Source organism: Nocardia amikacinitolerans NBRC 108937, assembly GCF_001612615.1.
Classification (GTDB): Bacteria; Actinomycetota; Actinomycetes; order Mycobacteriales; family Mycobacteriaceae; genus Nocardia; species Nocardia amikacinitolerans.
The window spans coordinates 43539-65484 of record NZ_BDAU01000003.1 but is presented as its reverse complement, the minus strand read 5'-3'; the positions used below and the strand labels follow the sequence as shown (position 1 = coordinate 65484).

The following is a 21946-nucleotide window of genomic DNA, read 5'->3' as shown; positions in this document are numbered from 1 at the left end:
TCAGCTCGACACGATCGCTACTCGGCAGGTCGTCTGTCGGCGGGTAGCCGACAGCCCACCACCGCGGTGATCGTCATCGACCGGCTGTCCGCGAAGATCGACAGTTCGGTATTGCTGTCCCACGCCGCGCCGTCGCCGCCTTCGAACGCGACGTGCCGATCGGGTGACGAGCTACCGCCCGGCCGCATATCCGTCGCGCCCGCGGACGCGGCCAGCTCGCGGGCCGTTTCCTGGAACCCGGGCCACGCGGCATCGGGCAGCGAACCCTCGGCGTGGTAGCGCGGCAGCACGACGCGTCGCCCGTCGGTGTGCGCGTAGGGCCCGTAGCACGGCCCGATTCCACGCTCCTCGCTGAAGCCCCAGCGCAGCGCGGGTTCCAGCGCCGAGGCGGCGGCCACGATCTGTTCGACGACCGACGCGAGCTGTTGTTCGGCGACCTCGGAAGACGGCAATTCGGTCAATTCGGCTGCGGCCGCCGCGATCTCGTCGGCGGACGGCGGTGGGGCGGGCTCGCCGAGGAGGGTGGCGCAGCCGCCGGTCGTCAGGCAGGCGACCGCGAGTGCGGCGATCGAGCGCAGTGCGGCGGGTTGCCGTCGCGGTCCGGTCGCCATCGTCTCCCCACGCTTTCCGCGGCCGCACCGATCGCGAGCCTGCTTCCCGCGCAATCCTATTCGCGACCGGCGACGCGCGGGCACGGATCGCGACGCGCCGCTACCGTGCCCGCCACCCCCGCGAGACGCTCTTTTAGATGTCGATTCCCGAGACATCCGCCGAGGTTTTGGATAGTTTGGCCCTCGTTCAGTGAAGATCTGGCAAACACTATCCCCGGCCCGGCGGCGACGGAGGTTCGCGCGTCGCGCGCGGCCGACGAGAAGGGGTGTGCGTTGACGGGGACTTTCCAGGCGGACGAACACATCGGTCGCCCGGCGCGGGGCAGGGAGGGGGCGAGAACGTGGTGACCATCGCCCAGTTGCGGGCCGTCTTGGCGATACTGCACATCGACCCGGACACGGTGGACCCGCCCTCCGACGGCCCGAGGGACGCCGCCGCCGAGCGGGCGCTGCTCGTCGGTCTGCTGCGCCGCGTGGTCGGCGGCGAACCGCGCCATGCCGTTCCGGTGCCCGAGGACCCGGCCGAGCGGATGTGCGCCGACGCCGCGGAGTTGCACGACCGCATCGGCGCGATGGCCGAGGACGCCACCGCCGAGCCCGCGCCGGTGTTGCTCGCCGCGGCCACCCGGTCGGCGGATGCCACCACGGCGTTGCTGGAGCTGAGCCGCAACCCCGTCGGCACCGACGCCGAAACCCGTTGGCGGCGGGCGCTGACCGATCTCGGGCAGGCCTATCACCTGCTCAACGACGAGTACGTCGGCCGGTCGAACACCACAACGGCACCGCTACGCTGAGGGGCCGCGTCGCGGCGCTTCCGAAAGCTCGCTCCGTCAGGCGGGACGGGCCGCGCGACGGTCGCGCCACACCAGGACGGGTTCCACCACACGCGCCGCTATCGGGCCGAGCACCGCCATCAGCAGCACGTACGTCGTCGCCAGCGCGGCGAACTCGGTCGGCACCGCGCCCGCGGTGACCGCCAATCCCGCGATGACGATGGAGAACTCGCCGTGCGCGACCAACGCCGTGCCCGCGCGCGCCCGTCCGTACCGCGAGGTGCCCGCACGTTTGGCGGCCCACCAGCCCGTGGCGACCTTGGTGGCCGTGGTGACCGCGGCGAGCAGGCAAGCCCAGCCGAGCACCGGGGGAATGGTCGCCGGATCCGTGCTCAGTCCGAACAGCACGAAGAACAGCGCGGCGAACAAGTCGCGCAACGGCTCCAGGATCTTGGTGGCGTTGTGCGCCGTCGAATCCGAGATCGCGATACCGAGCAAGAAGGCGCCCACCGCCGCCGAGACCTGAAGCGCGGACGCCAGACCCGCGACGAGCAGCGCCGAGCCGAGCAGCTTGAGCAGGAAGATCTCGCGATCCTCGCTGTCCACGATCATCGAGACGTAGCGCCCGAAGCGCAGCGCGACCACGAGCACCACCGTGACGGCGAGCAGGGCGATTCCGACCGTGGTGAGACCGGCCAGGAATCCGGCGCTCGCGAGCACCGCCGTCAGCACCGGCAGATAGCCGGCCATCACCAGGTCCTCGAACACCAGGATGGACAGAATCGTGGGTGTCTCCCGGTTGCCAAGCCTGCCGAGATCGTTGAGCACCTTGGCGACGATGCCCGACGAGGAGATGTAGGTGACGCCCGCCATCGCGATGGCGCCGGCCAGACCCCAGCCGAGGTAGAGCGCGACGAGCACGCCGGGGGTGGCGTTGAGCACGATGTCCACGACACCGGCCGCCCAGGATCGGCGCATGCCGGTGACCAGTTCGGCGGCAGTGTATTCCAGGCCGAGCAGCAGCAGGAGGAGGACGACGCCGATCTCGCTGGCCAGGTGGATGAACGAATCGACGTGGTCCAGTTCGACGAGACCGCCTGTGCCGAACATCAAACCGCCGACCAGGTACAACGGGATCGGCGACATGCCGATGCGCGCGGCGATGCGGCCGAGCAGGCCGAGGCCGAAAAAGACCGCGCCCAGCTGAATCAGCGAGAGCGCGGTTTCGTGTGCCACCACGCCTCAGCCGTCCGTCAGGATGACGGTGGCGGCCGCTAGACCGTCCGCGGTGCCGACGACGATCAGGACGTCGAGGGCGTCGAACACGAATTCCGGTCCCGGCGAGGCGATCACGTGTCCGTCACGCACGACCGCGACGATGGACGTCTTGGTGCGGGTGCGCATTCCGGTGTCGCCGAGCGGCCTGCCCGCGTAGGGGGAGGCTGCGGGAACGGTGAGCTGCCGGGTGGTCACCCCGTCGAATTCGCGGTGCTCCTCCTGCAACTGGGCGACCACCTGCGGTGCGCCGAGCAAGTTGGCGAGCAACGACGCTTCGCGCCGGGTGAGCGAGATCTGGTCGGTGACGTCGGGGTTGTCGGGCTTGCTGACGATCAGGTCCACAGTGCCGTCGCGGTGGTCGATCACGCCGACCCGTCGGTTGTTCTTCAAGGGAAAGTCTTTGCGGACACCAATACCCGGCAAGGGTGTTACCTCTACGTTCACCACTCCACCCTATCCGGACAATTCGGGCTCGTTCCGCGTCGTGGGAACGGTCGCCTGCGGGCGGGTAGCGAATCAGCGGCGATCGGGCAGCGCGGCGCGGACCGCTCGATAGCGGTCGTCGAGTCCGTCCAGCAGCGCCCGCAGCCCGACCTCGAAGGCGTCCTCATCGATGCGGTGTTGCCGATCGGCGAGCAGATGGGCCTCGCTGAGGTGCGGGTAGTCGCCGCCGTACACCGTCGCGTCGGCCGGGAACCCCGCGGCGAACGACGCGAGCGCGGAGCCGGTGATGAAGTAGCGCATCAGCGCGCCGACCGTGGTGGCCTCGCGGCGCGGCCAGCCCGCCGCCACCAGGCCGCCGAACACCGCGTCGGCGATCCGCAGCGCGTTGGGGCGATGGCCTGGCCCGCCCGCCAGCGCGGGGACGATGTGCGGATGGGCGGCCATGGCGGCGCGGTAGGAGTAGGCCCAATCCCACAGCGCCGTACGCCAATCCGAGTTCTCCGGACCGAGCGTGGCGAACATGCCGGTGTCGACTTCGCCGAGCACCGTGTCGGCGATGGCGTCGATGAGTTCGTCCTTGGTGCCTACGTGGTTGTACAGCGACGGCCCCTGGACGCCGAGCTCGGCGGCGATGCGCCTGGTGGACACCGCCGCCATGCCCTCGGCGTCGAGCAGGGCCAATGCGGTGGCCACGATGCGCGCTCGGGTGAGCAGCGGGTGGCGGGGTCGGGCCACGGTTTGCCTCCTTGTCCTGTCGCAGCATTGTCGCAGGAGACAAAAACTTGCGCTGCTAGTTTATCGGCCTTACGGTCGATCGGAAAACTTTCACCGCTAGTTTTGGAGCGTGATTCCATGCGGGTCGTCTCTCTTGCCCGATCCAGACACAGACCTAAGGCTCGACTGCGGGGTGTCTTCACGGCGGCAGTCGTCGTCGGTGTGACAGTGCTCGGCGCCACACATGCCATCGGCCCCGCGGCGGCCGCACCCGAGCCCACCGCGAGCGCGTCGGTCGAGCAGCAGCTCGCGGATCTGATCGGTGCCGGGCTGCGGCCGGCGCCGGATGGCAGGCGACCGCAGCCGATCGTGGACACCGGCAGCGGCTCGGGTTCGGCCGCGCGCAGCCACGCTTCCCGGGTGATCGGCGAGGGGCCCGAGGTGTCGGCGTTCCTCGCGGCCTTCGTCAACGGGTTGTCGCACCCCGACGCCGCGCCCGCGGGTGCGAACAAGCCGGATTGTCGTCCCAGCGCCGAACATCCGCGGCCCGTCGTGCTGGTGCACGGCACCTGGCTCAACGCCTACGACACCTTCGCCTACCTGTCGCCGCGGATCGCGCGCGAAGGGTACTGCGTCTTCACCTTCAACTTCGGTCGCTCCAGCCTGTTCGAGGGCGGCGGTCTCGGACCGTTGCTGCCCGGCCGCTACGGCGTCGGCCCGATGGAGGATTCGGCGCGCCAGCTGCGCGACTACGTCGACACGATCTTGGCCGCCACCGGCGCCGAGAAGGTCGACATCGTCGCCCATTCGCAGGGCGGGCCGGTCTCCAGCCAGTACCTGAAGTTCGAGGGCGGCGCGGAGAAGGTGGGCAAGCTCATCTCCTTCGGCGGCACCAACCACGGTACCTCGCTGATGGGCATGGCGACGCTGGGACGGTTGATGACCAACCTGGGACTGAACATCCTCGGCTTCTACCGGCCGCTGATCGGCCAGGCCAACATCCAGCAGGTCGTCGGCTCGGAGTTCTACGCCAACCTGAACCGGGACGGCGACACCGTGCCCGGCATCGAGTACACCGCGGTCGGCACCAGGCACGATCAGATCTCGAACCCGTTCGAATGGACCTTCCTGCGGCCCGGTCCGGAGGCACCCGTGCAGAACATCACCCTGCAGGACGGCTGCGAGCAGGACATGTCCGATCACCTGACGCTCATGTACTCGCCGCGCGCCGCGGCCATCGCGCTGCGCGCCCTGGACCCACAGGCGTCGATCGAGCTGACCTGCGCGTTCAACCCGTGGATGATCGGCGGCGGCGGTTCGCTCTGACCTGTCGGCGACGCACCGGGACCGGTTGGGCGGCAGTCCGATCGCTCGGCCGGAAACGACGAAAGGGACGCCCGGCCGAATGGCAGGCGTCCCCTTCTGGGTGATGCCGAAGTCAGCAGCTGGTCGGCACCGGATCACCGCGGAAGCGCGCCTCGACGTAGTTCCACGCGTCGGCGAATCCGGCGGCGGCCGCGGTCATGTGCTCGGCGATGTCGTAGGGCACCAGTTGCACAGGGGCGCCCGCCTTGCAGTAGCGATCGGCGACCTCGGCGACCGAATCGAACGGCGTTAGCGTGTCGTAGCGGCCCTGCCACAGGTAGGTCGGCACGGTCGGCACGCCTTCGAAGTGGCGCAAGCTGTTCTCGTACAGCACTTCTCGGGCCTCCGGGCTGTCCATCAGGCTCTTGGACGCGGCCATCTGCTCGGCGCTGCGGAAGGCGCCGTGGAAGAGCAGGAAGCGGCGGCAGGCGTCGTGGGTGAACTCGCGGAACCACAGGCCGTTCGGGTTGAGCTGATCCGAGATCGGCAGCCGGTCGGGGTATTCCCGTTCCAGGCCCATCGCCGCGGCGAAGGCGAGGCCGAAGCCGGGGTGCGGTTCGAAGCCGAGGCCCAGCGCCATCTGCTCGAGATCGGCGGGGATGCCACCTGCGACCGCGGCGGTCAGCTTCAGGTCGGGCGCGTAGGTCGGCTGGAGCGCGGCCGCCCACGCGGTGGCCATGCCGCCGCCCGAGTAGCCCGCGATCGCGACCGGCGAAGTGCCGAGACCGAGTTCGGTGACCTTCTGCACCGCCTTCACGCTGTCCAGCGTGATCATGCCGCTGAGCTTGGCCGCGCCGTAGGCGACGGTCGGGCCGAGGTAGTCCGGAAGGGAGACGGCCCAGCCGCGGCCGATCGGCAGTATCGCGCCGGGGCCGTCCTGGAGTTCGCCGTTGAACAGCGAGCGCGACGGATTGCACCGGGAGCCAAGCGAATTGATCAGTGCCTGGTAGGAGACCAGGGGTGGATTGCGCACTCCGATGGGGAGCAGGACGGTGGTGATGCCCATGATGGGGTTGCCGCCGGAATTGGTGGAGCGGAAAGCCACCTGCCAGCCCTCGGTGCCTACGTAGAGGCCGGTGTCGATCTTGCGGGTCCGGACGACGTCACCGGGCCGCAGCGCGGCGAGATCGGCGGGCGCGCTGTAGAACGGATCCGGATCGGGTTCGGGATAAAGGGGTTCGGCCTGCGCCGGGGCGCACAGGACGCCTAGCGACAGGATGCTCGAGACGAGGATCAATATTCGAGTCGTGACTCTGGACACGGTCTTTCTTTCGGGCATCGGGGTATCGCCGATGGACGACCGTGGGATGAGGGGCCGCGGCGGACATCGGTGACGTATTTGGCAGGGTGGGAACGACGCAGTGGAGCGACTTCGGTCACCGCGTGCACCGCGGTCGAATGGAATGGGTCGCTGGAGACGCGTGCACGCCACCGCCCCTCGCGGCGGATGGTCGTGCGAGGCTTGGCGCACCTCCTTCGTCTCCGTGGCTGCCCGAGGCCGCAGGCGACGGCCACTATCCGCGGCGAACATATCGCAACCAAGATCGTATCGAGGACAACGACACACCGAACTTGGTGATTCTCACAGTGGAACGGACGCTCCACTGTGCGATTTCACAAGGGTGCGGCCGTCCGCGTTTCTCGGCGCGACCTGCGGGTGCGGATCGAAGGTTGTTGCGCCCGAGTAGAATTCGGACCCAACATAGCGACGGAGAGGTGATCGTCGAACCGGTCGTGATCAGCGGGAACCATCGCGATCACGGAAGTGTACCCACTCGGAACGGGCGGTAGCGATCATCCAGCATCGGGGGCTCGGCCGCGTTCCGTGGAAGTGACCATTATCGTGGTTATGGCGGCGATCAGGCTCGCGAGACCGATGCCGATGGCCGCGAGGTCGAGCCCGAGAAAGACTAGTTCCATTGGCGCAGAAAAGGATCGGTGCCGACACTCAGCGCGCCGAGCGCCGTCGCGACCCAGTAAGCGAGGAAACCGAGATCGGTCCAGAGCCGCCGAGTGCCGCCACCGGGGTCCGGTGACGGCACTCGGTGAATCTTCGTCAGGGCGTGGAGAAACCGATCAGTGCGCCGATGCCCGCGCCGATCGGGACGGTGACCAGCGCGCCGACACCGCCGAGGAAGAAGCCGAGCACCGCGCCGATGCCCGCGCCGATCAGCGCGCCGACAACGGCGTTGTGCTGCTTGCGCGCGACGGTCTCGTCGTAGTCGACGAGCTGGCGCAGGTGCTGTGTGGTCGCGGCCGGGGCGCCGGCCGGCGTGAGGGTGAGGGTCCGGCCCGCGTCGGTGATGCGGGGTGTCAGGCCGAAGGTCTGGCCGTGGGCGGTGAAGCCCATCGGCAGGGTCGCGACGATGCGGCCCGAGGCGTCGGCGAGGGTGACCGTCCGCGCGTCACCGGCGAGGGTGAACGCGCCGCCCTCGACGGTGCTGACGATGCCGCTGCCGTCCGAGGTCGGCCCTGCGGTGTAGCCGATGCCCTGGTCGACGCCGCGCACGGACACCTCGGCGGCGGGATCGGTCGGCTGGGCGTTGACGGCGCCCGCGGAGATGCCGATGGCCCCGATCGCGAGCAGGGCGGAAGCGGCGAATTGATTGACTCTCATCGTGTTTCCCTACGTGTTTCGTTCGGGCAAGACAGCCGATGCGTCCCCAAGAGGCCGGTGCTCGGCCGTACTCATTCTCGCGTCCCGCCGTGCGAAACGGGCGGTTTTGCGAAATCTCCACTCGGAAAACGCTTTCCGGGTATCGCGATTATCAAGGCCGTGCGGCCGGATCGCGGTCGCCGCGCTGCGCCGGGTGAACGGTGTAGACCACCGACCACGGCCCGGTCGGCGTCTCCGGCGCGGGCAGCGGAACCGGCCCGGCGCCATCGCGCAGAACATCGGCGGCGACCTGCGCGAAGCGCGGTGCGGCCGGGTGCGGCGCGGTCTCGGGCCACACGGCGCCGACGCGCAGCCGCAGCGGCCGGTCGACGAGCGGACGCCAGGCCACCCTCGGCTCGCGGCGGGCCAGCGCCTCCCTGGTGAGGGCGACACCGTTGCCGGAAAGCACAAGTCCGAACAGGAATTCGGGATTCCGGGCGTGCCGCACCGGTCCAGGAACGAATCCGTGCGTGTGACACACCGACAGCAATTCGTCGTGCCAGCCCGGAGCGGTGGCCCGCGGGAAGAGGATCAGCTCGTGTCCGGCGAGGTCGGCGAGGCTCACCTCGCGTAGGCGGGCCAGCGGCGAGGTGCGGGGGAGTGCGACGCCGAGGGGCAGCTCGGCGGTGGGCCCGCAGCGCAGGTCGGGCACGTCGACCGGATGCTCCACCAATCCGACGTCGAGTTCCGCGGTGGCGAGCAGACGGAGCTGTTCGGCGGTGGTGAGTTCGTGCAGGTCCACGGTGAGTCCGGCGGCCTGCGCGGCGAGTTCGCGAAGCAGGCGGTGCAGCACCGCGGCGGGCGTGTCGGGTGGGACACCCGCGCGCAGCGTTCCGAGACTGCCGTCAGCCGCCTTGCGCGCCACCGTGCGCAATCGCTGTTCTGCGGCGAGCAATGCGCGGGCCTCCCCGATCAGCAGCTGACCCGCGGTCGTCAGCTGCACCGCCCGCCGTGAGCGATCGAACAGCGCGACGCCGAGCTCGCGTTCCAGCCGCTGAATGGACTGGCTCAGCGGCGGCTGCGCGATGCCGAGCACCTCGGCCGCCCTGCCGAAATGCATCTCCTCGGCCACCACCAGAAAGTGGCGCAAGTGCCGGGCGAGGTCCATCGGCCGACGATAGGCGATCGGATATCGGGCGCTCCGGCGCGGGCCGGTTAGCGTTGGCCGTTGTGTCACCCGAGGAACGCATTCGCGAGATCTTCGCCGAGCTGCCCGTGCGCGGCCAGTTCCATGCCGTCGACCTGGCCGACGGGCGCGAGATCGGCGTCGACGCCGACGACCAGGTGGTGATCGCCTCGATCTTCAAGATCCTGCTGATCCTGGAGTTCAGCAGGCAGGTCGACGCCGGCCAGCTCGACCCGACCGAACGCGTGCTGGTGCGCGCGGCGGACCGGCTCGGTGGCTGGGGCACCGCGGGCTGCGCCGACGACGTGGAGATGTCGCTGCGCGATCTCGCGTACTTCACCATGTCGGTCAGCGACAACACGGCCGCGGATCTGCTGCTGCGCAGGATCGGACCGGACACGCCCGCGCTGCTCACCGCCGAGTTGGGGCTGGGCGCCACCAGGGTGATCGGCGGACCGCGCCAGTTGCTGGAGACGATGTTCGCCGACGTGGGCGCGCGCACCGCCGCCGAATTCGCCGCGATCTTCCCGAGCCTGCCGAGGGAGCGGGTGGCGGACATGCGGGTCTTCCGGCCCGAGCACACCACCTCCAGCACCGCGCGGGAGATCACCCGGTTGCTCGGGATGATCTGGCGCGACGAGGCGGGCAGTCCGGCGGCCTGCGCCGCGACCCGAGATCTGTTGCGGCGCCAGATGTTTTGGACCCGGCTGGCGGCCGCGTTCCCGGACGAGGTGCTTGTCGCCTCGAAGACCGGCACGCTGCCCGGACTGCACATGGAGGCGGGCGTCCTCGAGTACCCCGACGGCGGGCGCTACGCGGTGGCGGTGTTCGCGCGCAGCGACGAGCTCGCCACCCGCCGCATCGACGTCGACCTGGCCATGGCGCGATCGGCGCGGCTCGCCGTCGACGCCCTCCGCGGTGGTTCCGACCAGGCCTGATATTCGATCACCTATCGGCACGGCACGTTTTCGATCTTGGACGAGACCCGGGACGGCCTGCTTGTCTCGTCGCCATGACATCTCCACGGATCAACCGCCGCACCATGTTTCGCACCGCCGCCGCGGGCGCCGGGGTCGCGGCCGTCGGTGCGGCGGGCGCGTTCCTCGCGGGCCGCGATTCCGGCGCACCGGTTCGCCTGCCCGGCGCGGGAAACGCGGAATTCCGCTGGCTCGGCGTCTCCGGCTGGCGCGTCGACATCGGCGGCGACACGCTGCTCATCGACCCGTACCTGAGCAGGTACCCGGTCGGTCTCGCCGCGGGCGCCTTCGACCCGAACGCGCCGCTGCGGGTCGATCCCGCCGCGATCGACCCGCACGTCGGCAACCCGAAGTACGTCTTCGTCACGCACACCCACTGGGATCACTTCAACGACGTGCCGCACATCGCCGCGCGCAGCGGCGCACGGGTCTTCGGCACCCTGACGACCTATCACGTGGCGCAGGCCTGTGACGTGCCGTCCGAGCAACTGAGCGTGGTGCGCGGCGGCGAGGTGCTCGATTTCGGCGGCTACACCGTGGAGATCGTCGGTTCGCTGCACAGCCGGACCGGCCGGTATTCGGTCACCTTCCCCGGCGTGCGGACCAGCCGTCCCGAGCGCCCCGCGACCATCGCCGATCTGCCAGAGGGTGACACGCTGGCGTTCCTGCTGCGCGTCGACGGCGGGCCCTCGGTGTTCTTCATGGGTGCAAGCGATTTCGTCGAACGCAACCTGACCGGCGCCGCGCCCGACGTCGCCATGATCGCGGTGAACTCGAGCGACGCCACGCACGACTACGCCGCGCGACTGACCCGCGCGCTGGACTACCCCCGCACGGTGGTCTCCGTGCACTGGGACGATTTCGAATCCCCGCTGGCCAACCCGCCGCGCACCGACGAAAAGAGCGCGCAGCGCCGCGACTCGCTGATCGCCGCCGTGCGCGCGGCGAGCCCGGAGACGGAGGTCATCGTGCCCGAGTACCTGACGCCCTACCGATTCGGCTGATCGAAGCAGGCCACGTCCGGCTTCGGCGCCGAAGAAGGCCGTCGACCCGTGGTCTCGTGATCGGAGTGTGGCGGCTGGGAGGTCGGGTATGCGGCGAGCATGGCTACTACAGCTCCGCTTCCCGAAGAACGTGCGGGCGCGCCGCTGCGCGCCGTGGTGACCGGGTCGGACTCCGGTATCGGCGCGGCGGTGGCCGTCGCGCTTGCCGGTGGCGGCGCCGACGTGGGCATCACTTTCCACACCGACGCCGAGGGCGCCGAACGGACCGCCGAGGAGGCCCGCGAGCGCGGCGTCACGGCGGCCGTGCGACAGCTCGACCTCGGCGACCTGCCCACCTCGGCCGCCGTCATCGACGAACTGGCCGACGAACTCGGCGGCTTGGACGTCCTGGTCAACTGCGCGGGAACGGGTTCCGCGCAGAAGGCCATGGACATGGACTTCGACACCTGGCGTCACGTGCTCTCGGTCGACCTGGACGGCGCGTTCCTGTGCTCACAGCGCGCCGCCAAACACATGATCGAGGGCGGGCACGGCGGCCGCATCATCAACATCACCAGCGTGCACGAGCACGCGCCGCTGGTCGGCGCGGCGCCGTACTGCGCGCCCAAAGCCGGGCTCGGCGCGTTGACCAAGGTACTCGCCCTGGAACTCGCCGAGCACGACATCACGGTGAATTCCGTGGCGCCGGGGGAGATTTCGACGCCGATGACGGGTCAGGAGGATGTGGACCCGCGCTCGCAGCCACGCCCCGGCGTGCCGCTCGGCCGCCCCGGTCACGCGCGCGAGGTCGCGTCCGTCGTCGCGTTCCTCGCCACGCCCGCCGCCGGATACGTGACCGGCGCGTCGTTCGTGGTGGACGGCGGGATGTTGCTGATGGGGCCGCAGGCCAGCGTGATGCTGGACGACGAGAAGTGGCGGCAGGTCTGAACCGGCCGAACGCTCGGCCGTCCCGCTCTGCAGGACTCGGTCTGCGAATTCGCAGCCCGAATTGTTCTTGAAACCGGGTTCAGCCCATAAGATCTCGGCCATGACAAAACTCGCACACCGCCGGATCACCTTCTTCGCCGGAGCCGTCATCGCTGCCGTGCTCCCGGTGACGGGGGCCGGGTACGCCTCCGCGGACCCCGCCACCGACGCCTACCTGCAGGCGGCGAAGGAGGCCTGCGAGTCCGCGGGCTACCAGCTGAACTCGAGCCTGGCGGCCGCGGGCTTCCGTTCGCCGAAGGCGCCGTGCGTGGATCCGCGCACGCTGGCGGTCGTTCGGGTGCCCGTCGCGGACGGCACGGCGTGCTCGATCCTGGACGGCGTCGTCACCCGCGAGGGCACCGCCTTCGACGGTGTGTGCAGGTAACCGTCCCGCTATCACGGCCCTCCGCTGCCCAGCGCGCGGAGGGCCGTCGTCGTTTCGATCTGTAATCGAACACGGCGAGCCGCGCACGGATACCGAATCGGTTGCGGCCCAACCCTTCTTCCCTAGCGGCGGAAACCGGGTGTCGATTCGATCGGAACGGCCGACCCCCGGCGTGCATCGTCCGGCTGCTGGTGCGGAGTGCCCCGCGGTCAGGTGAGGCGGTGCTCTTCGACCGGTGTGCTCAGGACGGTTCCGTTGAGGTCGAGGTAGAGCAGCCGTTCGGTGATGGACAGCGTGACCGTGTTGCGGCGGTCGATGGCCGGGACGGCGGCGTCGACGAAGGAGCGGTCGAAGCTGTAGACGGGGATGTCGGCGGCGCGGTGGATGCGCTTGCCGGTGAGCTGGGCGAGCACCTTGGCGGGGTCGCGGTGGGTGTAAACGGCGACGCGTTCGGCCGATTTGCTGCCGCGGTGCACGCGTTCCGCGTCGGGTGCGCCGACTTCGATCCAGCTGGTGAGGCGACCGGTGAGGTCGCGCACCAGCACGGCCGGCTGGTCGGTGGAGGACACGCCGCCGTCGCTGAAGGCGATGCCCTCCTCGTACTCGAGGCAGTAGGCCAGCAGCCGCGTCAGCATGAACTCGGCCGATTCGGAAGGGTGGCGCGCCACCCGCAACTCCAGCTCCTCGTAGACGCCGCGATCGACATCGGCCAAGTGAACGGTGAACGTGTGCAGTGTCGCGCTGAGAGCCATAGGAGCAGAAGCTTAACGAGGGGTGCTGGGCAATAGACTTTCGCCGTGGCAGATCGGCGGACCAATGGCGTGGCGGATCTGGCGCACCTGCGGACCTTCCTCGCGGTGTACCGCGCGGGGTCGATCACGGCGGGCGCCGCGCAGGTCGGGCTGTCGCAGCCGACGGTGACCACGCAATTGCAGATGCTCGAGCGGCGGCTGGGTCGTCCGCTGTTCGATCGGCTGCCGCGCGGGGTGGCGGCCACGGCCGCGGCGCACGAGTTGGCCGCCCGGCTGGCGGGGCCGATGGACGCGCTGGAAGCGATCGCGGGCGGCGCCGAGCCGGAGGCGGCGCTGCCCGAACCGCCGGTGCTGCTGGCCGGGCCCGCCGAACTGCTGGCCGCCATGGTGGTGCCCGCGTTGGCGCCGCTGGTGGCCGACGGCGTGCGGCTGACGCTCACCGCGGGCCTCACCGACGACCTGCTCGCCGGTCTCCGGGCCGGAACCTACGACCTGGTCGTGGCGACCACCCGCCCGCGCGGCCGCACGGTGCTCGCCGAACCACTCGCCGACGAGGAGTTCGTCCTCGTCGCGGCCCCCGTCGTGGCGCGGCGCATCGACACCGAGCGGCTGCGCGCCGGGGATCCCGCGGCGCTGGCCGGGCTACCGCTGCTCTCCTATGCCGCCGACCTGCCGATCCTGCGCCGCTACTGGCGCCACGTCTTCGACACCCGCCTCACGGCCGAGCCCGCGCTGATCATCGGCGACCTGCGCGCCGTGCTCGCCGGTGTGGTCGCGGGCGCGGGCGTCAGCGTGGTGCCGCGCTACCTGTGCGCGCGCGAACTCGCCTCGGGCGCGGTCACAGCGCTGCTCGAACCGGAGGACCCACCGATCAACACCGCCTTCTTGGCCCGCCGTCCCGGTAGTTCGCCCCGCCGCCATGTCGAACGGGTACGCCGCCACCTGCTGCTCGCCGCGCGCGACTGGTGATCTCGGCTGTGCGCGGGAGTCGATGAGGCCGGGCTGAACCGGTGATGTCGGCTGGCGTTCGCCGAGCCGATGTAGTGCCGCGCGGGACCGGTGACGTCGGTCGGTGTGCGCCGAACTGGTGAATCGCCGCACGGGACCGGTGATCTCGGCTGGTATGGGAGTCGATGGGTCGCCGCGTGGGGCCGGTGATGTGGGTTGGTGTGCGCCGAACTGGTGAATCGCCGCACAGGACCGGTGATCCCGGCTGGTATGCGAGTCGACGGGTCGCCGCGTGGGGCCGGTGATGTGGGTTGGTGTGCGCCGAGTCGGTGAAACCGCGCGGAGCCGGTGATGTCGGCTGGTGTGTGCCGAGCCGATGTGGTACCGCGCGGGACCGGTAGCTCGACCCGTGCCCGCCGAGCCGATCTCGCGCCGCGCGGATCAGGAGGTGGCGCCGAGTTGCTCGACCACATCGAGCAACTCGGCGAGCGCCGGGCTCAGCGCACCGTCGGAGCCGATCAGAACATCGGTGCCGTCGGGGGTTTCGATGGTCAGGCGGTAGCTGGTGGCGTCGGGCGCGCGGAACGTCCGAAGCGCGGTGTCGTCCGCGGCGACCGCGGCCGCGACCGCGCGCGCCAGTCGATCGGCGTCGGCCGCCGCGAGCGTGGCGGTATCGACGATCGTCGCAGGGGTGGGCAGTCCGGGGAGCTGCCCACCCGATGTCGTCAGCGTGACTTTCATGGGCACCACGCCCGCTCTAGCGCCGCTCGGCGGAAATCAGTTCGACCTGGTCGGCCAGCGACTTGATCTGTGCCGTCAGATCGGCGATCTGTTTCGCCGCCGCGCCGTCGCGGGCGTCCCTTCTCCCCGCGACATCGACGCCGACCTGTGCCCACGCGGAACGCACCGCGTCCTGCTCCCGGCTGCCCGCGCCGCACACCCGGCCGGCCCCGGCGACGGCCAGCTCGGCGAATTCCGCGAAATCCGTCCGGCTGTGCGCGTTGCGCAACGCTTCGTACCAGATGTGCCCCGGCGCCTCCCACGCGTAGCCGCCGATTTCGACGGCGGCCAGATAGAACGCCTTGTTGGGAATACCGGAGTTGGTGTGCACACCACCCCAGTCGCCGTCCTCGGAAATGGGCAGATCGGCGTAGTCGTCCATGTGGGCGGGCTGCGGGTCCTTGCCGAACAGCGCTTCGTTCCACGCCGTCCCCGGCGCTTTCATCGAACGCAACGCGTCGGCGCCGATGGCGGGGGTGAAGATGTCCGCGCCGATCAGCCAATCCGCTTTGTCCGCGGTCTGTTTCGCGTTCCACTGCTTCACCAGCGAGCCGAACACATCGGACATCGACTCGTTGAGCGCACCGGACTGGCTCTCGTAGACGAGGTCGGCGGTGAACTGCGTGACGCCGTGCGCGAGTTCGTGGGCGATCACATCGAGCGACTTGGTGAAGTCGGTGAACACCTGCCCGTCGCCGTCACCGAAGATCATCCGGCTGCCATCCCACAGCGCGTTGTTGTATCGGCGGCCGTAGTGCACGTAGCCGTGCAGTTGCATGCCGCGGTCGTCGATCGACTTGCGTTGCAGGACTTCGGCGAAGAACGCGCGGGTCGTACCGAGGCCGTCGAAGGCTCGGTTCACCGACTCGTCGGCGACCGCCGCGCCGGATTCGCCGCGGACCTGGCGTGCCGCGGCGAGATTGCGCGACGAACGGCAGTCGAAGACGGTGCGGGCGGCGTCGGTCGGCGGTGCGGCGAGGGGCATCGCGGCGGTCAGGCGACGCTCGGTGCGCATGCGCGTGTCCGAGACGAGGGTTTCGATCGCGGCTCCGCGGACTTCGGGATTCGGGCTCTGGAGCAAGATGTCGAGGACATAGGGCGGGATGATGCAGTTGCGGCGTGCCGCTGGGGTGATCACGGCGGCTCCCTTCGTTGCGAAATGGACGGATTGTCAGGGAAATTCGGAACGAGCACGGTTGATCAGGTTGGGAATGTAGGAGCCTCCGCTCGCGTAGTTGCGTCCGCTGTCGTGCGAGCTCTGCACCGCGACGGCGTGCGGAACCCCGTCCCACCAGGCGAAGAACGGGCCACCGGACTGGCCGACCGCGACATCGCCCCAGTGGTGCATCTCCTGGTTCGAATCGGCATGCGCGTTGTGGCCGTCGAGGGAAATGCTGCTCTGCCAGGTCGGGCGCAGCCCACCGAAGTCGGCGGGATAGCCGACGTGGCTCCACCAGGTCTGGCCGTCCCACGCGTCGGTGTACGACTTGGACCCCAGCCACCCGGTCCGATCGCCGATCCGCCAGTTCAGCACCACCACGACGTAGTCGTGACGCCGCTCGTCCTCGTCGAGGCCGCCGGTGACCTTGCGGTGGTAGTAGGTCCGGATCGCGTGCGCCTTCCCGAACGGCCCCGGCTCGCGATCGAAGAAGGCGGGCACGAACTCCAGCCAGCCCACCGATCCGTCGTTGTTCCAGACCATCACGTGGGAAACGGTCAGCAGGTGCCGAGGGCCGACCATCACGCCGGAACCCGCACCGTTACCGGTGGTCACCCGGCCGTTGCAGCCCCACGGATACGCCGTGTCCCACAGCACCTGTCGGTTCTCGGGAAGGAAGACCGTCGTGGGCCGTGGCGCGTCGAGCGAGGGATTCGCCGGGGCGGTGGGGAAGCGGGTCGCGCGGACCTCCTCGGGCATCGGTTCGGGAACCGAGCGCACCGCCAAGTGCTTGGGCACCCCGGCATCGGTGCTGATGCGCGGCAACCCGGCGGCGGCGCGTGCGATGGCCGATTCCAGGTCGGCGAGCTGTTCGGGACTCGCGACCTTCCCGTCGAGTTCGCGTTCCAGGCGCCGCTCTTCGCGCGCCACGATCTCGGCGTCGGGGGGATCGACTCGCTCCGCGGGCACCGACGGCGGGATGGCGCGGGCGCCGATGCGGCTCGGCCGGTAGCTGATCCGGACCTCGGTCGCGGGCTGCTCCGTCGCGGCGCCCGCGTCGAAGCCGCGGACGACGACCGAGGACTGCTCGATCTCGGCGCCGTCGGCAGGGACGTCGACGGTCGTCTCGAAGACGAGGCCGTCCGTCGGCTCGGCCTCGCGATCCGGCGGCGCCGCCGCGAGCTGTTCGGGAGTGCTGGGTGGATCGGTGAAACGAAGACTGCGCGGCATGTCGGGCCCCTGAATGGAATGGATTGGATTTCGCGCTGCCCGGAAGGGCGTGCGATTAGAAGTGTCGGCCGACGCGGCTCGTGCGCCATGCGTAGGCGACTACGTCAAAACCGGCGGGACCACTACTCGCGTAGCGGGCGAACGACAAGCATCTTTCCGGCCGGAATCATCCGCTTCGCCGACGCGAGTGAGAATCGGCTGGTTCTTCGGGCGAGAAGGTGACAGTCTTAACCGGTGACACAACCTCCGGATATTCAGGCGGCGGGACAGGATCCGTCCTCGGACACCTTGGACGCCGCCGTCTTCAAGGTGGCGGGCGTGGTCGTGCTCGGCGCGATCATGTCGATCCTCGACATCACCGTCGTGACCGTCGCGCTGCCGACCTTCCAGATCGAGTTCGGCACCAGCTACGCGATCGCCGCGTGGACGATGACGGGCTACACCCTGGCGCTCGCGACCGTCATCCCGCTCACCGGATGGGCGGCCGACCGGTTCGGCACCAAACGCCTCTACATGGCGGCGCTGACGTTCTTCGTGCTCGGTTCGCTGCTGTGCAGTACCGCGTGGAACATCGAGTCGCTGATCGCCTTCCGCGTCATCCAGGGCATCGGCGGCGGCATGCTGATGCCGCTCGGCATGACGATCATGACCCACGCGGCGGGCCCGCAGCGCGTCGGTCGCGTGATGGCGGTGCTCGGCGTGCCGATGCTGCTCGGCCCGATCGGCGGCCCGATCCTGGGCGGCTGGCTGATCGACGCGTTCAGCTGGCACTGGATCTTCCTGATCAACCTGCCGATCGGCGTCGTCGCGCTGGTGCTGGCCTACGTCGTCTTCCCGGCCGACGAGCCGGAGCCCTCGGAGTCGTTCGACTTCCTCGGCATGCTGCTCGCCTCGCCGGGTCTCGCCCTGTTCCTCTACGGCGTCTCCACGATTCCGGAGGCGGGCACGGTGACCGCGAAGAAGGTTCTCGTTCCGGCCGCGATCGGCCTCGTGCTGTTGGTGGCGTTCGTCTTCCACGCGCTGCGCACCAAGCATCCGCTCATCGACCTGCACCTGTTCCGCAACAAGGCGCTGACCGCGTCCGTGCTGACCATGGTGCTGTTCGCCATCGCGTTCTTCGGCGCGGGTCTGCTGTTGCCGAGCTACCTGCAGCAGGTGCGCGGTGAGTCGGCGCTCGCGGCGGGTCTGCTGATCGCGCCGCAGGGTCTCGGCGCGATGCTCACCATGCCGATCGCAGGCCGGTTCGTCGACAAGTACGGGCCGGGCAAGATCGTGATGATCGGCATCGTGCTGCTCGCGGCGGGCACCGCCTTCTTCACCCAACTCGAGGCGGACACGTCGTACGTGATCATGTGCGTCGCGCTGCTCGTGATGGGTCTCGGCATGGGCTGCACCATGATGCCGATCATGACCGCCGCCATCCAGACGCTGACCCACCAGCAGGTGGCGCGCGGTTCGACGCTGATGAACATCATCAACCAGACCGCGGGCTCGATCGGCACCGCGACCATGTCGGTGGTGCTGACCAACCTGCTGAAGGACCAGACCCTGGCGGGTCCCGCGATCGGCGCGAATTCCGACCCCGCGCTCGCGCAGCAGCTCGGACCGGACGCCATCGCCACCGGCCTGGACCAGGCCGCGCAGGCGTTCAGCGACACCTACATCGTCGCGCTGGTCCTCATCGTGCTGACCCTTGTCCCGGCGTTCTTCCTGCCGCGGACCAAACCGGCGAACACCCAGGACGCCGACGCGAAGGTGCTCGTGCACTGAGCAGCGCGCGCCGACAAGCGATTCGGGTCCATGGCCGCTGTGCCATGGACCCGAGTCGTTTTCGACGCGCCTGCTACGCGTAGAGCGCGACGAACTTGTCCAGCGAGCGCTCGATGTCACCCTTCACCGCGCGCGCCACGCCCGAGCCGATCGGACCGAACAGCGGCGCCCCGCCGAGTTCGATGTCGACGGTCACCTCGGACCCGGATCCCTTGGGGGCCACCAGAAGTCCCAGCGAGAACTTGGTGCCGCCCTTGCCCGCGCCGCTGAGCACCAGCTTGCGCGGCGGCTCCGCGGTCTTGACCTTCCACGTCACGCGGTTGCGCATGCCTTTGACCGACGCGACGCCGACCAGCTCGGTCCCCACCGTCAGCGTTTCCGGCACCTCGCCGCGCCACGACTCGTGCATGGTCAGCCACTTGTCCAGCTCGGACAGGTTGGAGGTGTGCGACCACGCCTCTTCCGGGCTGATCGGAACGTCGACGGAGACCTTGAGCTTTGCCATGCCGCGCATGGTATCCGGTACCGACGGTTCGGCTTGGATGCGATCAGGGTCCTTCGGTGTGAGCCCTGTCACGTCGGAATATGCGGCAACCCAGCCGAGTTGCTATGGTTGCCAAGTCAACCAAATGAGCTCGAGGAGGCCTCGTGCAGTTCGGAATCTTCACCGTCGGTGACGTCACCGCGGATCCCACGAACGGCCGCACGCCCAGCGAGGCCGAGCGGATCAAGGCGATGGTGACGATCGCGCAGAAGGCCGAGGAAGTGGGCCTGGACGTGTTCGCGACGGGCGAGCACCACAACCCGCCGTTCGTGCCGTCCTCGCCGACCAGCATGCTCGGCTATCTCGCCGGGCGCACCGACCGCATCCAGCTGTCCACCGCGACCACGCTGATCACCACCAACGATCCGGTCAAGATCGCCGAAGACTTCGCGATGCTGCAGCATCTCGCCGACGGTCGCGTCGACCTGATGCTCGGCCGCGGCAACACCGGACCCGTCTATCCGTGGTTCGGCAAGGACATTCGCGACGGCATCGCGCTCGCCATCGAGAACTACCATCTGCTGCACCGGCTCTGGCGCGAGGACGTGGTGGACTGGGAGGGCAGGTTCCGCACGCCGCTGCGGTCGTTCACCTCGACGCCGCGCCCGCTCGACGACGTGCCGCCGTTCGTCTGGCACGGATCCATCCGCAGCCCCGAGATCGCCGAACAGGCCGCCTATTACGGCGACGGCTTCTTCGCCAACAACATCTTCTGGCCGAAGGAGCACTTCCAGCGACTGATCGAGTTGTACCGCCGCCGCTACGAGCACTACGGGCACGGCGCCGCCGACCAGGCCATCGTCGGTCTCGGCGGACAGGTGTTCATGCGCAAGAACTCGCAGGACGCGGTGCGCGAATTCCGCCCGTACTTCGACAACGCGCCGGTCTACGGTCACGGCCCCTCGCTGGAGGAGTTCACCGAACAGACCCCGCTCACCGTCGGCAGCCCGCAGCAGGTCGTCGACAAGACACTGACCTTCCGCGAGCACTTCGGCGATTATCAGCGTCAGCTGTTCCTGATCGACCACGCCGGGCTGCCGCTGAAAACCGTGCTGGAGCAACTGGATCTGCTCGGCGAGGAGGTCGTTCCGGTGCTGCGCAAGGAGTTCGCCGCGCGCAAGCCCGCCCACGTGCCGGACGCGCCGACCCACGCTTCGCTGCGCGCCGCGCGCACCGCGACGGAGACCGCGACAAGCCTGCCGGGCTGACCCGAGAAAGTCGTTGCGCACCAGCCTGGTGCGCAAGAACACCGGGTGACGCCGAGGATGTCGCACCCGACTGCCGTACTAGTTGAAATTTCTACCAACCGAAGGAGACCATCATGACCACCGCCATCGCCAAGGGACTGACCGCGGGCACCTGGGTCATCGACCCCGCCCACTCGACCGTCGGCTTCTCGGTACGCCACCTGATGGTGAGCAAGGTCCGCGGCCGTTTCACCGACTTCGAGGGCAAGCTCGTCATCGGTGAGGACGGCGCCGCGTCGGCCGAGGCCGAGATCCGGGTGAACTCGCTGACCACCGACAACGAGCAGCGCGACGCCCACCTGCGCACCGCCGACTTCTTCCACGCCGAGCAGTTCCCGCTGATGACGTTCAAGTCCACCGGATTCCGGGTCAACGGCGAGGAATTCGTCGTCGACGGCGAGTTCACCATCCGCGGCAACACCAAGCCGGTCTCGCTGAACGTGGAGTTCCTCGGCGTGAACCCGGGCATGGGCAACGGGCCGGTCGCCGGGTTCGAGGCCAAGACCGTGGTCTCCCGCCGCGAGTTCGGCCTCGACATCGACATGCCGCTGCCGGACGGCGGCGCGGTCATCGGCGACAAGGTCACCCTCACGCTGGAGATCGAAGCCGGTCTCCAGAGCTAGGTCGAGTTCTGCCCCGGTCGGTGGGCGGCGATCAGGGCGCGTGCCATCTCGCGAGCGCGGCGCGCGGCCTGTCGATCGCCCTCCGCCGCGGACACGATCGAGCCCTTCATCAAGATGTGCCATGACCTGGCGAACTCGTCGGGTTCGCGGAGACCCGCGCTTTGCGCGCGGGCCCGCACCACACCGCGGATGTTGTCCAGGTGTTCGATGCTCGCGCGCCCGGCCGGATGCTCGGCGCCCATCTCCAGCAGCACGTTGATGAACGTGCACGCGTCGAAGTCCGGGCCGTTGAACCACTCGTCGAAGACGTCGAAGATGGCGAGCAACCGCTCTTCGGGTGTCTGCCCGAGCAGCCGGGAACGCTCCTCGACGAAACCGAAGGTCCACAGCTTCTCCCTGCGCCGCAGGACGGCGAGCACCAGATCGTCCTTGGTGCGGAAGTGCCGATAGAGCGTCGCCTTGGCGATGCCCGCGCGCGCGATCACCTCGTCGACGCCGACATCGCGGATGCCGCGGCGGGTGAACAGCAGATAGGCGGCGGCGAGGATCCTTTCCCGCGCAGCGGAAGTGGAATCCGTCTCGGCCGTCATGGAG

The 21946-nt window shown here is 69.3% G+C and carries 24 protein-coding genes; 10 read left to right on the top strand and 14 right to left on the bottom strand.

Features of this window, described 5'->3' with window-relative positions; all coding sequences use genetic code 11:
- Positions 1-17 precede the first annotated feature (17 nt).
- Positions 18-611: an LppA family lipoprotein gene (locus tag NAM01S_RS03695; protein WP_067779228.1), complete on the bottom strand. Its 594-nt coding sequence runs from the start codon at positions 609-611 to the stop codon at positions 18-20.
- A gap of 341 nt (positions 612-952) precedes the next feature.
- Here NAM01S_RS03695 and NAM01S_RS03690 point away from each other — a divergent pair, with 341 nt between their 5' ends.
- The gene (locus tag NAM01S_RS03690; RefSeq protein WP_067779225.1) at positions 953-1405 is read left to right on the top strand and encodes a hypothetical protein; all 453 of its coding nucleotides are present in this window, start codon (positions 953-955) and stop codon (positions 1403-1405) included.
- Positions 1406-1441: 36 nt separating this feature from the next.
- Here NAM01S_RS03690 and NAM01S_RS03685 read toward each other — a convergent pair whose 3' ends face one another.
- The 3 genes from NAM01S_RS03685 to NAM01S_RS03675 form a co-directional block, all read right to left on the bottom strand.
- A complete protein-coding gene (locus tag NAM01S_RS03685; protein ID WP_067779222.1) occupies positions 1442-2623 on the bottom strand; it encodes a cation:proton antiporter in 1182 nt (393 codons plus the stop codon).
- A 3-nt stretch (positions 2624-2626) separates the two neighbouring features.
- Positions 2627-3106, bottom strand: a complete 480-nt coding sequence (locus tag NAM01S_RS03680; RefSeq protein WP_067779434.1) for a cation:proton antiporter regulatory subunit — start codon at positions 3104-3106, stop codon at positions 2627-2629.
- Between the two features lie 72 nt (positions 3107-3178).
- Positions 3179-3841 (bottom strand): TetR/AcrR family transcriptional regulator, encoded by a 663-nt coding sequence (locus NAM01S_RS03675; RefSeq protein ID WP_067779219.1) that lies wholly within the window; start codon positions 3839-3841, stop codon positions 3179-3181.
- 207 nt (positions 3842-4048) lie between these two features.
- On the opposite strand from NAM01S_RS03675, the gene NAM01S_RS03670 reads away from it, so the two are divergent.
- Positions 4049-5146: an esterase/lipase family protein gene (locus NAM01S_RS03670; protein ID WP_253798162.1), complete on the top strand. Its 1098-nt coding sequence runs from the start codon at positions 4049-4051 to the stop codon at positions 5144-5146.
- Positions 5147-5258: 112 nt separating this feature from the next.
- Here the strand turns inward: NAM01S_RS03670 and NAM01S_RS03665 are convergent, their stop codons facing one another.
- The 4 genes from NAM01S_RS03665 to NAM01S_RS03655 form a co-directional block, all read right to left on the bottom strand.
- A complete protein-coding gene (locus NAM01S_RS03665) occupies positions 5259-6446 on the bottom strand; it encodes a lipase family protein (RefSeq protein WP_245909781.1) in 1188 nt (395 codons plus the stop codon).
- A 649-nt stretch (positions 6447-7095) separates the two neighbouring features.
- Entirely contained in the window at positions 7096-7227 is a 132-nt protein-coding gene (locus NAM01S_RS36315) for a hypothetical protein (protein ID WP_255284286.1), read from the bottom strand.
- A 14-nt stretch (positions 7228-7241) separates the two neighbouring features.
- Positions 7242-7802, bottom strand: coding sequence for a DUF8020 domain-containing protein (locus NAM01S_RS03660; protein WP_067779213.1), 561 nt, complete (start codon positions 7800-7802; stop codon positions 7242-7244).
- Positions 7803-7953: 151 nt separating this feature from the next.
- Entirely contained in the window at positions 7954-8949 is a 996-nt protein-coding gene (locus NAM01S_RS03655) for a LysR family transcriptional regulator (RefSeq protein WP_067779209.1), read from the bottom strand.
- Between the two features lie 62 nt (positions 8950-9011).
- Here NAM01S_RS03655 and NAM01S_RS03650 point away from each other — a divergent pair, with 62 nt between their 5' ends.
- From NAM01S_RS03650 to NAM01S_RS03635, 4 genes are all read left to right on the top strand, one after another.
- On the top strand, positions 9012-9905 hold the full coding sequence (locus tag NAM01S_RS03650; protein ID WP_067779429.1) for a serine hydrolase: 894 nt from the start codon (positions 9012-9014) through the stop codon (positions 9903-9905).
- A gap of 74 nt (positions 9906-9979) precedes the next feature.
- On the top strand, positions 9980-10948 hold the full coding sequence (locus tag NAM01S_RS03645) for an MBL fold metallo-hydrolase (RefSeq protein ID WP_067779206.1): 969 nt from the start codon (positions 9980-9982) through the stop codon (positions 10946-10948).
- A 99-nt stretch (positions 10949-11047) separates the two neighbouring features.
- The gene (locus NAM01S_RS03640; RefSeq protein WP_067779203.1) at positions 11048-11875 is read left to right on the top strand and encodes an SDR family oxidoreductase; all 828 of its coding nucleotides are present in this window, start codon (positions 11048-11050) and stop codon (positions 11873-11875) included.
- A 100-nt stretch (positions 11876-11975) separates the two neighbouring features.
- A complete protein-coding gene (locus NAM01S_RS03635) occupies positions 11976-12299 on the top strand; it encodes a hypothetical protein (RefSeq protein WP_067779200.1) in 324 nt (107 codons plus the stop codon).
- 209 nt (positions 12300-12508) lie between these two features.
- On the opposite strand, the gene NAM01S_RS03630 is transcribed toward NAM01S_RS03635, so the two are convergent.
- Positions 12509-13051 (bottom strand): YaeQ family protein, encoded by a 543-nt coding sequence (locus tag NAM01S_RS03630; protein ID WP_067779198.1) that lies wholly within the window; start codon positions 13049-13051, stop codon positions 12509-12511.
- A gap of 45 nt (positions 13052-13096) precedes the next feature.
- Here NAM01S_RS03630 and NAM01S_RS03625 point away from each other — a divergent pair, with 45 nt between their 5' ends.
- Positions 13097-14020 carry a LysR family transcriptional regulator gene (locus NAM01S_RS03625; RefSeq protein WP_067779195.1) on the top strand — a complete coding sequence of 308 codons (924 nt, stop codon included), beginning with the start codon at positions 13097-13099 and terminating at the stop codon, positions 14018-14020.
- A gap of 420 nt (positions 14021-14440) precedes the next feature.
- Here the strand turns inward: NAM01S_RS03625 and NAM01S_RS03620 are convergent, their stop codons facing one another.
- From NAM01S_RS03620 to NAM01S_RS03610, 3 genes are read right to left on the bottom strand one after another with little or no spacing between them, the layout of a single operon-like run.
- Positions 14441-14740 (bottom strand): protealysin inhibitor emfourin, encoded by a 300-nt coding sequence (locus NAM01S_RS03620; protein ID WP_157107578.1) that lies wholly within the window; start codon positions 14738-14740, stop codon positions 14441-14443.
- A 16-nt stretch (positions 14741-14756) separates the two neighbouring features.
- Complete coding sequence (locus NAM01S_RS03615; protein ID WP_303755269.1) at positions 14757-15917, bottom strand: M4 family metallopeptidase; 1161 nt, start codon at positions 15915-15917, stop codon at positions 14757-14759.
- A 33-nt stretch (positions 15918-15950) separates the two neighbouring features.
- Positions 15951-17168, bottom strand: a complete 1218-nt coding sequence (locus NAM01S_RS03610) for a trypsin-like serine peptidase (protein ID WP_067779190.1) — start codon at positions 17166-17168, stop codon at positions 15951-15953.
- Between the two features lie 234 nt (positions 17169-17402).
- On the opposite strand from NAM01S_RS03610, the gene NAM01S_RS03605 reads away from it, so the two are divergent.
- Positions 17403-18938: a DHA2 family efflux MFS transporter permease subunit gene (locus NAM01S_RS03605; RefSeq protein WP_067779186.1), complete on the top strand. Its 1536-nt coding sequence runs from the start codon at positions 17403-17405 to the stop codon at positions 18936-18938.
- A gap of 73 nt (positions 18939-19011) precedes the next feature.
- On the opposite strand, the gene NAM01S_RS03600 is transcribed toward NAM01S_RS03605, so the two are convergent.
- Complete coding sequence (locus tag NAM01S_RS03600; RefSeq protein WP_067779423.1) at positions 19012-19443, bottom strand: type II toxin-antitoxin system Rv0910 family toxin; 432 nt, start codon at positions 19441-19443, stop codon at positions 19012-19014.
- Positions 19444-19586: 143 nt separating this feature from the next.
- Between NAM01S_RS03600 and NAM01S_RS03595 the strand changes: the two genes are divergently transcribed.
- Positions 19587-20690 carry an LLM class flavin-dependent oxidoreductase gene (locus tag NAM01S_RS03595; RefSeq protein ID WP_067779184.1) on the top strand — a complete coding sequence of 368 codons (1104 nt, stop codon included), beginning with the start codon at positions 19587-19589 and terminating at the stop codon, positions 20688-20690.
- Positions 20691-20803: 113 nt separating this feature from the next.
- The gene (locus NAM01S_RS03590) at positions 20804-21352 is read left to right on the top strand and encodes a YceI family protein (RefSeq protein ID WP_067779180.1); all 549 of its coding nucleotides are present in this window, start codon (positions 20804-20806) and stop codon (positions 21350-21352) included.
- Here the strand turns inward: NAM01S_RS03590 and NAM01S_RS03585 are convergent.
- Positions 21349-21942, bottom strand: coding sequence for a TetR/AcrR family transcriptional regulator (locus NAM01S_RS03585; RefSeq protein ID WP_067779420.1), 594 nt, complete (start codon positions 21940-21942; stop codon positions 21349-21351). The genes NAM01S_RS03590 and NAM01S_RS03585 overlap by 4 nt on opposite strands.
- Between the last annotated feature and the right edge of the window lie 4 nt (positions 21943-21946).